The sequence below is a fragment of the Clostridia bacterium genome, from assembly GCA_034926675.1.
Lineage (GTDB): Bacteria > Bacillota > DTU025 > DTU025 > DTU025 > JAYFQW01.
Genome location: JAYFQW010000033.1, coordinates 1 through 11,713, shown reverse-complemented (window position 1 = coordinate 11,713; position 11,713 = coordinate 1). Strand labels below are relative to the sequence as shown.

9 protein-coding genes are annotated in these 11,713 nt (G+C 59.9%); 5 read left to right on the top strand and 4 right to left on the bottom strand.

All coding sequences use genetic code 11. From position 1 onward, the window contains the following. Positions 1-445 precede the first annotated feature (445 nt). From VB144_09230 to hutU, 3 genes are all read left to right on the top strand, one after another. A complete protein-coding gene (locus VB144_09230; protein ID MEA4883817.1) occupies positions 446-1,264 on the top strand; it encodes an RMD1 family protein in 819 nt (272 codons plus the stop codon). A 208-nt stretch (positions 1,265-1,472) separates the two neighbouring features. After that, positions 1,473-3,449 carry an ATP-dependent zinc metalloprotease FtsH gene (gene ftsH / locus VB144_09225; protein ID MEA4883816.1) on the top strand — a complete coding sequence of 659 codons (1,977 nt, stop codon included), beginning with the start codon at positions 1,473-1,475 and terminating at the stop codon, positions 3,447-3,449. Positions 3,450-3,580: 131 nt separating this feature from the next. Continuing rightward, entirely contained in the window at positions 3,581-5,230 is a 1,650-nt protein-coding gene (gene hutU / locus VB144_09220; protein MEA4883815.1) for a urocanate hydratase, read from the top strand. Here the strand turns inward: hutU and VB144_09215 are convergent. The 4 genes from VB144_09215 to VB144_09200 are packed head-to-tail and all read right to left on the bottom strand — an operon-like array spanning position 5,208 to position 8,006. Next, entirely contained in the window at positions 5,208-6,086 is an 879-nt protein-coding gene (locus VB144_09215; GenBank protein MEA4883814.1) for an energy-coupling factor ABC transporter ATP-binding protein, read from the bottom strand. The two genes, hutU and VB144_09215, sit on opposite strands and share 23 nt — an antisense overlap. Next, on the bottom strand, positions 6,083-6,787 hold the full coding sequence (locus VB144_09210; GenBank protein ID MEA4883813.1) for an energy-coupling factor transporter transmembrane component T: 705 nt from the start codon (positions 6,785-6,787) through the stop codon (positions 6,083-6,085). Before VB144_09210 ends, VB144_09215 begins: the two co-directional genes overlap by 4 nt. 4 nt (positions 6,788-6,791) lie before the next feature. Then, positions 6,792-7,499, bottom strand: a complete 708-nt coding sequence (locus VB144_09205) for an energy-coupling factor ABC transporter permease (GenBank protein ID MEA4883812.1) — start codon at positions 7,497-7,499, stop codon at positions 6,792-6,794. Positions 7,500-7,529: 30 nt separating this feature from the next. After that, on the bottom strand, positions 7,530-8,006 hold the full coding sequence (locus VB144_09200) for a Fur family transcriptional regulator (protein ID MEA4883811.1): 477 nt from the start codon (positions 8,004-8,006) through the stop codon (positions 7,530-7,532). 213 nt (positions 8,007-8,219) lie between these two features. Between VB144_09200 and VB144_09195 the strand changes: the two genes are divergently transcribed. Beyond that, entirely contained in the window at positions 8,220-9,809 is a 1,590-nt protein-coding gene (locus VB144_09195; protein ID MEA4883810.1) for a hypothetical protein, read from the top strand. A gap of 860 nt (positions 9,810-10,669) precedes the next feature. Further along, positions 10,670-11,713 (top strand): hypothetical protein (locus VB144_09190; GenBank protein ID MEA4883809.1); only part of this gene is annotated, 1,044 nt, incomplete at its 3' end.

Here is an 11,713-nt window from a genome sequence, read left to right as displayed (position 1 = left end):
CCGTGAGGCGCGCCGTCGAGGCGCGGGTGAGCGCTGTCAGTGGATCGCCAGTGGATCGCCAGCGCCAGGATGCCTTTGGAGGCACAACGCGCGTAGCTGGACATGAAGGAAAGGCGGCGCGACGCGGCGATCATCCCTGCGGGCCATCTGGAGGCGTATTGAGCGTGCACAAGCATGGCGTTCGCTCACGGCTGGGTAACCTCCAATGGAATGACCCTCCGAGACGCATATTCCACAGGGAGGGGTTCAGTACCTTTGGGAGGCAATCACAAGTCGTGGTGTATTGGTATCCAGCAGCTGGCCGCGGGGCATAAGCCTATCGGTTAAGATCCGCTGGAAGAAAACTGGAACACTATATCGTAGCGTCAAAAGCAGCAGCGTGTACGCTTTCGTCAGCGCGAGAATTATGATATAATATGGAAAGAAGCTGATAGGAGGGATTTCGGTGGATCCCATATTGTTCAAAGCCGTGGCCGTTTCGCGGGAGCTGAACATTACCGCCATCGCCTCCCGCTTCGGTGTTGAACGCAAGCTTTCGTGGGAGGATACTCTGGTGCTCACGGAGAGCCGCCTTTCCGGTGTTCTGCTCCATCCTGAGGGCAAGGCAGTCTACGTGTATTCCTTCGGGACGCTGGTCTTCCTGAACTGTGCCGATACCGACATACGTGACGTTATAGACTATCTTAAGAACTACGACCGCAACCTGTCGGAATTCCGGGGCCTGGAGTACACCGATGACTACAGCCTCATCGAAGGCGGGGAGATCTCCGTCACCTACGATGAGCTGATAGTCCCGGAGATGAAGGAGTTCTACCCGGAAATAGTCGCTGTGACTCTCGCAAAATCGACCGCCTTGGAGAGAATTGAGGACGAGATCAGCCGGCTGTTCGATGATGTGGAGGGCTTCATTAACCAGCTTAAGAAGGGCGCGCTTTACATAAGCGACGAACGCCTTGCTAAGCTCTCCGGCAGGATCCTGAGCTATCGCTACAGCACCATTTCCTACATCATGCTCCTCGACAAGCCCGACATAGTGTGGGGAAATGAGGAGGCGCAGGAGCTGTATGCCCAGCTTGAGCATTTGTTTGAGCTATCAGACAGGTATTCGAAGTTCACGCACAAAACAGAGACTCTGCTCGACATGACTGAGGTGTTCGCAAACCTGTATCACGCCAAGCGCGGGACGAGGCTTGAGCTCCTTGTGATCATCTTGATCGCTTTTGAGCTGGTGCTGAATCTGGTCGAGCGGTACTGGCCGGTCTAGGCCGTGGCGGGACGCGTCGTCAGATTGGATGTGAGCGACTACTCAATGCATCCGCACGCTGGAACCTTGCGTCGCCCGCGTTCGTTTGTGTTGTACATGGGGCTATGCTATAATGATTTCGCGCATTCCGGAGCCCATTTTAACGGCCTCATGCTGGTATTTGGCGTTTTCGCACGCGGGAGGGTGATAGCGCGTGAACAATAAGATTATGAGGAGCCTGGCACTATGGCTCCTGCTCGGCTTGATTGCAGTCTCGATATCGAATTCGTGGCTTGCCGGAAGAACGAAAACCGAGGATATTACGGCCAGCCAGTTCATGAGATACTGGCAGGATCGGAAGGTCACTAAGCTTGAGATAATCGGGGATAACGCTATCCGCGGAACCCTTGCGGACGGGAAGAAGTTCAAGCTTTACTACCCGGACGTCAAGGGCCTGATTGAGGATGTACGGGATGACCCGGATCTTGCCTCAAGAGTGGAACTGTCGATGGAACCTGAGAGCGCCGCCGGATGGTGGATCGCCCTTATTCCCAACCTCATCTCCATAGTTCTGCTTGTTGCCGTGTTCTTCTTTATCATGAATCAGCTTCAGGGCGGCGGGAACAAGGCGATGCAGTTCGGGAAGAGCAAGGCCAAGATCCATGTGGAAGACCGGGGCAAGGTGACGTTCCAGGATGTCGCCGGGGTCGACGAAGTAATAGAGGAACTCAATGAGATTGTCGACTATCTGAAACACCCCAAGCGCTACATCGAGCTTGGCGCCAGGATACCTCGTGGCATTCTGCTCGTTGGTCCACCAGGAACTGGCAAGACCCTCCTTGCGAAGGCAGTGGCGGGGGAGGCCGATGTTCCCTTCTTTAGCGTGAGTGGGTCCGACTTTGTTGAGATGTTCGTCGGCGTGGGAGCAAGCCGCGTCCGCGATATGTTCGACCAGGCAAAGAAGAACGCGCCCTGTATAGTCTTCATTGACGAAATCGACGCTGTCGGCCGTCAGAGAGGCGCTGGCCTAGGCGGGGGACACGATGAGCGCGAGCAGACCCTGAACCAGCTGTTGTCCGAGATGGATGGTTTCGACCCCAACTCGGGAGTCATCATCCTCGCCGCAACGAACAGGCCTGACATTCTGGACTCTGCCTTGCTTCGCCCCGGCAGATTCGACCGACACATCGTAGTGGATGTGCCTGATCAAGCGGGGCGGGAAGCGATCCTCAACGTCCACGCCAAGAACAAGCCGCTTGAGGCTGATGTGGATCTGAAGGCGGTGGCAAAGCGCACGCCTGGGTTCACCGGAGCGGACCTGGCGAACGTGCTGAACGAGGCGGCGTTGCTTTCCGCACGCCGCAACCGCAAGCGGATTGGGAACGAGGAGACGTCAGAGGCCATCGAACGAATAGTGGCTGGGCCTGCCAAGAAGGGCCGGATCCTCAGCCCGCAGGAGAAGGATCTTGTAGCATACCACGAGGCGGGGCATGCCGTGCTCGGGCACATGCTCCCTGGAGCAGACCCCGTGGTAAAGGTGTCGATAGTGGGCAGGGGCCGCGCTGGCGGCTACACGCTCATGGTCCCGGAGGACGACCGGAGATACCGTTACGCAACGAAATCCGAGATTCTGAACGAAGTCACGGTCGCTCTCGGCGGCAGGGTCGCGGAGGAACTCGTTTTCGGAGAGATCAGCACCGGGGCTCAGACCGACCTCGACAGGGTGAGCAAGACAGCCCGCAAGATGGTTACTGAGTACGGGATGAGCGAGCTCGGCCCGATGACATTCGGGCGCGGCCAGGAGGAGCAGGTGTTCCTTGGCCGCGACATATCACGGGACCGCAACTACAGCGAAGAGGTGGCAGCGAAGATCGACGCTGCAGTCCATCGCATTGTTGAGGATGCCTACGCGCGGGCCACGCAGATCCTGACTGAGCACAGAGATAAGCTGGAGCTTCTTGCGAATGTGCTCAAGGACAAGGAGACCATAGAGGGCGAGGAGTTAACGCGTTTGCTTGCGGATCCTGCTGAAGGAGATCAGCAGGCGGATGGCGCAAATGCAGAAGGTGCGTCGGGTGCGGGCATAGGGTCGGAGCAGGCCCCCGCCGGCTCGGATGCGAAGGGCGCCATCGCGGCGATTGGGGAGCGGCTGAAGGCTGGGAAGTCGGACAGATCCAGGCAGAGTCCGGAAGGTTCGCCTGCTTAGGCCGGGCAGTGGGCATTGATTGAGGACCTAGATAAGCATGAGGCCAGCCCAAGCGCCGCACGTCAGCGGGCGACGGCTGGCCTTTTCGTTTATCGCATCAGAGCCAAAATGCGCGCTGGAGGGATCATGGTATGCAAAGAGTGATACGTGCCCCGCGAGGGCAGGCGCTTTCGTGCAAAGGCTGGCAGCAGGAGGCCGCCATGCGCATGCTAATGAACAACCTCGACCCCGAAGTCGCTGAGCGGCCAGAGGACCTGATCGTTTACGGCGGCGCGGGCAAGGCCGCTCGGAACTGGGCGTCCTTCTACGCTATTGTGGACGCCTTGAGGAATCTCGAGGGCGATGAGACTCTGCTTGTGCAGTCCGGGAAGCCGGTTGCGGTGTTCCGCACTCACGCGGACGCGCCCAGGGTGCTCATATCCAACGCTATGCTCGTCCCTCACTGGGCGACCCTGGAGAAGTTCTGGGAGCTTGAGGCGAAAGGGCTAACGATGTACGGTCAGATGACAGCTGGGAGCTGGATCTACATAGGGACCCAGGGAATACTGCAGGGAACATACGAGACCTTCGCTTCGGCGGCGGAGAAGCATTTCGGCGGAACCCTCAAGGGGCGGCTTGTTCTAACAGCCGGCCTTGGTGGAATGGGCGGCGCCCAGCCTCTGGCGGCCACGTTCAACGACGGTGTTATGATTGCGGTCGAGGTGGACCGCACCCGGGCTGAGCGCAGGCTCGCGACCAGGTATTGCGAACTGATTACGGAGAGCATCGACGAGGCCATCGCGCTCGCCCGCGAGGCTATGGAGAAGGGAATACCCCGATCCATTGCGCTCATTGGCAACGCTGCTGAGACCCACCCTGAGTTCGTGCGCCGGGGAGTGATCCCCGATCTGGTTACTGACCAGACCTCAGCCCACGACCCGCTCAACGGGTATGTTCCGGCTGGGTTCAGCCTGGAGCGCGCGGCCATGCTCCGAAAGTCGAATCCCACGGAGTACACGCACCGCGCGGCAGCGTCCATGGCCGCGCAGGTAAGGGCGATGCTCGACATGAAAGCCAGGGGCTCTGTGGTGTTCGATTACGGCAACAACCTACGCCAGCGGGCGTTCGATGCTGGGGTGGGGAATGCTTTCGATTACCCGGGCTTCGTGCCCGCCTACGTGCGGCCGCTGTTCTGTGAGGGCAAGGGGCCGTTCAGATGGGCAGCGCTCTCCGGAGATCCGGAGGACATATGGGTCACAGACGAGGTGATCACAAAGGAGTTCGCCTACGACGATCATCTGGTTCGCTGGATACAGATGGCCCACGACAAGGTGGCTTTCCAGGGGCTGCCCGCGAGGATATGCTGGCTTGGGTACGGGGAGAGGGCCAGGTTTGGGAAGATCATCAATGACCTGGTTGCCTCCGGGAGGATCAAGGCGCCCATCGTGATAGGCCGCGATCATCTGGATTGCGGCTCGGTTGCATCGCCCAACCGGGAGACTGAAGGGATGAAAGATGGCTCCGACGCAATCGCGGATTGGCCGGTGCTAAACGCGATGCTCAACGCTGTGAACGGCGCCACCTGGGTCTCCTTTCACCATGGAGGCGGGGTCGGCATAGGCTACTCGCTGCACGCAGGCATGGTGATAGTGGCGGATGGAACCGAGGCTGCGGCGCGCAGGCTTGAGCGGGTGCTCACATGCGACCCCGGCATCGGAGTGGTGCGCCACGCCGACGCCGGTTACGAGAAGGCGCAGGAGTTTGCGGCCGAACACGGGATCAAGATCCCGCATGTCGGGTGATCTCCAGTTCAGCGATGGCCTGGTCCACCGTGAGGGGGATCGAGACCCCCCAGCCGTTGCTCTGGAGCCGTTCGAACAGCTCGGCCAGCGCGGGCAGATCCACACCGACCTTGCGGAGCCGGTCTGCCTGGGAGAACACCTGGGCGGGCGTGCCCGACAGTGCGATTCCGCCAGGTCCGCCAAGGACGTACACCCAGTCGGCTATGTGCGGCACGAAGTCGATCTCGTGAGTGGATATGATGTAGGAGATGCCATCGTCGGAATGCACCTGGTTGAGAAGCTTGACCAATTCCCCGCGGGATCTGGGGTCGAGCCCAGTGAAAGGCTCATCCATAATGAGAAGCTCTGGCCCTGTGACGAGTGCGCTCGCCAGGGCCACTTTCCTTTTCTCGCCCCCGCTGAGGTAATGGGGTATCTTGTTCCTCAGATGCGATATCCCCATCCGAGCCAGGGCCTCTTCGCCGCGCTGGCGGACGGAACTGCGCGGCCAGCCCAGGGCGCGCGGGGTGAAGGTGACATCATCCCACACTGTGGGCCCGATTATCTGGTCATCCACATTCTGCAGGACCACAGCGACTCTGTGGCGGATGCTCGCGAATGCGCGCGCCGGGTTCTCCCCGAATACGCTCACCTGCCCCTCAATGGGGGAGAGCAGGCCAAGGAGGTGGAAGATCAGTGTAGACTTGCCGCTTCCGTTCGCGCCTAAGACTGCCACACGTTCGCCCCTGCGCACGGAGAAGTCGAGGCCGCAGAGATCCACCGCTGTGTGGTCCGGGTATATATGTTTCAGGCAGTTCACGGAGACGATCACATCCCCGTTCCTTCCATACGCTTCATCAGCTGTTTTCTCGCTCACTTGAGTAAGAACACCCCCACTAGGACTGCCGCTCCGTATGTCAAGAGCGTATAGTCGATAAGAGCCGGCGGACGGGTATCGCGGAAACTCCGTATCTTTCCGGAGTATCCCCGCACCAGCATCACCCTGTACATCCGTTCAGTCATGTCTATGGAATGGATCAGCACGACGCCGAGGACCTCTCCGTATGTCTTGAGCTGTTCAATGAGGCCTCGGCCGGCGCCTCCGCGAAGCCTCACCGCGGTGAGGAGGTCCTGAAGCTCGCCGATGAGGATGAACAGCGCCCGATAGCCCATGAAAAGCGCATCTGATACCATAGAAGGCAGAATCCTGGATAGCGCTCCGAACACATCCACAAATGGAGTTGTGGTCATGAGCGTCGCGGTGATAAGCCCAGCCGTGAATGCCTTGATCATCACCGTGGCTGCGAATGCAGGGTTCGACCTAAGGGCGCCGATGGTGAAGAGGAAAGCGAACAGGACTGGATAAAGGGCGAGCGGCGCCGTGCGGCGGAGCGGCTGGCGCGATGCCATGGCGGCCGCGACGGTCGCGGCGCCTACGGCTGCGGCCGATGCTAGCGACCGGGAGGCCATGGCGGACGCAAGGAGCAAGGCCGCTGCGGCCATCTTTGACCATGGCGCTGCGGCGTGCAGAGCTGTTCTGCCGTTGCAGGCTAGCTCGTCCACAAACTGGATATCCAACGAATCAGGCCTCCTTGAGCATCTCGGGGCGGGCTTTGGCAATGAACTGAGTCACTGAGCCCACTACAACTGCCTCCAATACCCAGCCCACTGCGCCGGCGGTGTATACGACCTTGGCGAAGGTGGAGAAGGAACCTTCATCATGGTGATCTTCATCTGCCAGGTCCTCGTTTTCGGGGATGTGCGCCTCTTCCGACTCGTGGTGATGATGGAGGAGTAGTGAAGGGTTCACCTGCGAGGCGCGGACGATGCCTAACATTGCTGTGGTGGAAACCGCGAGCGCTAGAATTGTGGTGACTGCCGCTGCGGCGAACGGGCGGCGGATCGCGCGGCTGAATGCCCGCCACAAGGCCCAGCCCACCACGACTTCCAGGCCGGTTACGATGGTGTTGAGCCCTAGCACTGTGATCCCGCCGTGGGCGGTGAGGGCGAGGAACAGGTTGGTGATGAACACGGCGATGAAGCCCTCAGCCGGCCCTGCCAAGATCCCGGTGAGCACTGTGAGGTTCACATGGTAGTTCAGGACCGGGATGGGAAGCCCCATGGCGAGGATCATGATGGCTGATAGTATGGCGATGCGGGGAACGACGCGCGCACGGTCGCGCCGGGCGAGGGACAGCACAGACACGCCCAGCCCCAGGCCGGTCAGGATGAAGCCTAACAGGATCCATGCCAGCGGAAGAACACCATCGGGGATATGTAGGTGCGACATTGAACAGACCTCCTTCTTGAGTAGAACGGGCTACGCGGACGGGTCATCGCCGTGGGCGCCGTCGGGAGAGGACGCGCCGCGGCATTTCGCGCATAGCCCCATGACTTCGAGCCAGTGCCTGTCGATGCGAAAGCCGGTTGTTTGTTCGAGCTTCTGCTCTATTGGGCGGATCTGGCAATCACCGAACTCCACCACAGCTCCGCAGCCGGTGCATATGAGGTGGTGGTGATGATCACCTCTCCCCAGGTTCCATTCGTACCGAGCCATGCCGTCGTTGAAGTTCACGCACCGGAGGATATCCGCGTCGGCCAGGACCTCCAGTGTGCGGTAGACGGTGACGAGGCTGATGTCGGGATTCTGCGCGCGCAGCGCCTCGTGGACATCTCCAGCGGAGAGATGCCCTGTGCCTGGTCCGAAGAGAGCGAGCACCGCCTTTCGCTGCCTCGTGAGCTTGTATCCTGCCTGCTGCAGCCTGGCGGCGGCGCTTTCAGGCGCGCAATGAGGCATGAGATGCCACCTCCGGCCAAATGAAAGTCACTTGCAATTACAGATGCTATTATACCCACGGGCGGGGGCGGAATGCAATAGGATGCGGTGACGATCCTGTAACCTCACCCGGATGATTTCACAATACATAGAGGATAACCGACAGTAAACGCAGTATTATTGTTGTGTGCATCACGGCGCAAGCCGCCCGTGGGCCCCTTGGAGGTGTTGTGGGTGATTTGGTGCTTACGATCTAGGAAAGGCGCGAGGCCCTCAGTTCTCGGCTTCGCAGTTGGCATCCTGGTTGCTGCGCTTACAGTGGCGCCCGGCGTTGCTCATGGAGCTGAGCCGCAGTTCAAGTTCTCAGGGAGCACTACGACCAAGGCTTACTACCAAACACTCCTGCGGGTCTCGAACAGCACCACCCTGTCACTAACGGGTGATCTGGCCGGCTGGGGGATCTCTGGCAGTGCGGTGATCTCCGGCGCCAACTGGGGGGTTCCGGAGGACTCCGTGATGATCGGCCCGTGGGGCGAGTATCTGGAGAAATGGGGCGTCCGCGCTGGGCGTGGCGCTATGAGCTTGCAGTTAGGCGATGCGACCATCCCTGCGCTCTCGGGGCTGTATCTTGGAGGGCGCAGCCTGTATGGGGCTGTTGGCAGCGGCGGCATGAAGCTCGGTTCTACTAGTTCCGCCACGGCCACAGGGTTCTGGGGTGTGAACGCGGTCAGCTCCGGCCTGTCCGTCCGGTCGTACAAGGTGTGGGGAGGTTCACTCGATCTCGGGCTCGGCAGGAACCTCGGAACCTCCCTGGGCTACCTGCACGCATCGAGGGAGGCAGTGGCTCTGGGCGTTGGGGGCGTGCAGGCGTGGCTGAACGTGGGCAGCCTGAACCTCAGCGGAGAAGCTGTGCTTTCGCACGATGAAGATGCGGACACGCGGGGGTGGACTGCACTCGGCGGCGCGCATACGCCCGCTCTGGGCGGCAGGCTCTCCGCATCGGCGCAGTACACATCTCCGGAGTTCCGTTCACTGAACTCCATTGTGAACGGCAAGGCCGGGGGGATCGCGGAGTTCACCGGAACTTGGAGCGGAAATGTTCTGAGAGCGGGGCCGGGGGCGCCCGGAGTCGATCTCAGCGTGGCTGCAAGGTACGGAGCTGACAATGTGGATGGCTCCCTGCCGTTCACTACAGCGAAACGGCTATTGGAAACCTCAGTCGGGTTGAGGACGCCTTGGTTGCCTGTGCTGAAGGCCAAATACACTTTGGGAGACGAGAAGTCGAACGATGGGCCGTCCCCGAGCCGCGATAGGCTGAGCCGGGTGCTCAGCCTTGATGCCATGGCCCCACTGACGCTTGGAGGGCTAAAACTCGATCTGGCGGCGAGGGCGGCGCGCACTGCCACGGAGAACCGGGTGAATGGCGCGGTCGATACCATCGACGTGCTGTCGGTAGGCGGCGCCACTGTGGTGGGAGAAGCCTCAGTCTCCCTGAAGGCGGATATTAGCCAAACCACGCCGAAGCCGGAGGGAAGCCGCAAGCGCGAAGCGGAGCTGGGCTTCACATTGGGCATGCCCCTGTGGACGAAGAGCCTTTCTGGAACGCTTGAACTGAAGGTGGGCGATTACAGGCAATACGCCCCCGATGGTGCGCTCTCCTCCCAGAGGGACTCTCTGGACGCAGGGTTATCCCTACGGTATGTTCCGAAGCCGCAGATCGAGGCGAAAGCGAAGTACAGGCAGTCGTGGCGGTTTGCCGACGGAAGCGTATCCAATTACACATTTGACCACTGGGTTGAAGGGGAGTTCACATACCGTTTCTAGCAGGCCTTGGAGGTATCGTCGCAAGATGTAGGAATTGCCCCTTCAGATTCGGGTGCGTCATGTCGATAACAATAAGGCGGGCCTGCTCAGCCGAACCAGCGCTTTGATAGCCTTCAGGACGAAATCAGCGTATATCTCGGAATTCGTGAAGGATTATCAGAGGATGGTGGCGTATATTTACATACCCGTATCTGCGATGGGCAGATAGAGGCAGGAGGGTTGCAGTCTCGCACATGTCCCGTCTGTATGGGCTTTGTCCTCCAAGAGTGTTAACCAGGGAACAAAGTGCTAACCGTGGTGCATCTGACTGAACTACATATGAAGTGAGAGTTCAAAGGTTAGCACACTCCGCGGTTTCGCTCAGTGGCGAGCCGAGTTTGTCAACATCGGGGAGGTGGTTGGGCGAGGGGATGGTGAAGGACGGATCTCGCAACGGGCACAGGCCATCGAAGCAGGTAGGAATGCAGAAGCAGACCTGCCACGCTATCCAGAGCGTGTCGTACGGCTAGGTGATCGTCGCGTTGATCGCACTGAAAGAGTCGGGCTAGGGTGAGCGCCATCCGGCTTCCGATGGACGGCTTCCCGGGCCGAGGTTCATGACCAGTTGGTCACGGCCTCCGGCTAGCCTGGCGGTCATGGAGCGTATCTGCAGAACACAGTCGCGCTCCTCATGACTTGAGATTCAGTGGCGCAGTGGAATCCATCATCCGACGTGGGGCCAAGGAAGGGGCACTGTGTGGTCTCGGGCCGGCGGAACATGACGAAAGCCGGTTGACTGCTGGAAGGTCACTTGGCCACTGGACGATCGAGAGGAAGATGAAACGGATGAGATCTCTCAAGAAGGGAGCGATGGTTAGGACATGAGTTGGACGAGAAGACTATGGCGAACGCTGCCGATTGCGCTAGTGATAGTGCTGATGGCGGCAACTGCGGCGTTTGCGGGGTCGAAGCCCGCGGGTGTTGCGATTACCGGCACGCCTACGAGTACATACCCCAACTACTTCAACTCCGATGCGAACGTTACGGTGCACTTTGACTACACGTCGGATCCAGACAGCGGTGGCTCCACGACCGTACGAGCGTGGCTGCTCCAACACGGCACGGCTACCGAGGTCGCGGACTCGGGGAATCTGCCCATAGCCGATGCTGCTGGCGGTAGCAGTGCAACCGTCAACGTAAAGACGCCAGCAACTGCAGTCGACGGGGAGCAGTACGATGTAAGGATCGTCGTTACGAACTCCAACGGAAGCTGCGATCCGGTGATCGAGAATGGAGGCGGCAATGGCGCCGCCGAGATTGACAAGGTGGCCCCGGGGACCCCCCCGAAGCCCAACCTCAGCAACATCCAGATTACGGGCTCCGTAACGGCGGGAGGAATCCAGTACACAAGAGGCACCACCGGTACGGTGTTCACCTGGACCGCTGCGGAGGATGACAGGGCGGGCATCAAGACCTACTGGGTCTTGATTAACGGCAGCGCCGCTGAGGTGCCGATTGGTTCGCTTGCTAATACCTCGGACCTCAACCCCAACTGGACGTATTCAGGGGGTGACCTATCCGAGGGAACCCACTACTTCCACATCAGGGCCCAGGACAACGCGTTCAACTACGGCGCAGAGGTATGTCTTGAGTTCGTAGTGGACAGGACAGGGCCTACCGTAACTGCGAACCTAGTCGGCGCGACGGGTTCTGCGGATTCGGTCCTCAAGTGGAGGATGAACGACACCACCCCGACGGTCAACTGGGATGCCTCGACCGACGCCGGAGTGGGGCTGCACGCGACTCAGCCATACCAAATCCAGATCGGAACCACAAATACTGGCTTCGAGCTGGAGGGTCCTTCATTCGCGGCGGGGCCGACATACACGGCGACCGGGCCGTTCGTTGAAGCAACTGAGTATTAC

What these genes read in the sequence shown, in the direction of transcription:
- hutU (MEA4883815.1), top strand. Translation starts at nt 3,581, where the DNA reads ATGCAAAGAGTGATACGTGCCCCGCGAGGGCAGGCGCTTTCGTGCAAA.
- ftsH (MEA4883816.1), top strand. Translation starts at nt 1,473, where the DNA reads ATGAGGAGCCTGGCACTATGGCTCCTGCTCGGCTTGATTGCAGTCTCG.
- VB144_09200 (MEA4883811.1), bottom strand. Translation starts at nt 8,006, where the DNA reads ATGCCTCATTGCGCGCCTGAAAGCGCCGCCGCCAGGCTGCAGCAGGCA.
- VB144_09205 (MEA4883812.1), bottom strand. Translation starts at nt 7,499, where the DNA reads ATGTCGCACCTACATATCCCCGATGGTGTTCTTCCGCTGGCATGGATC.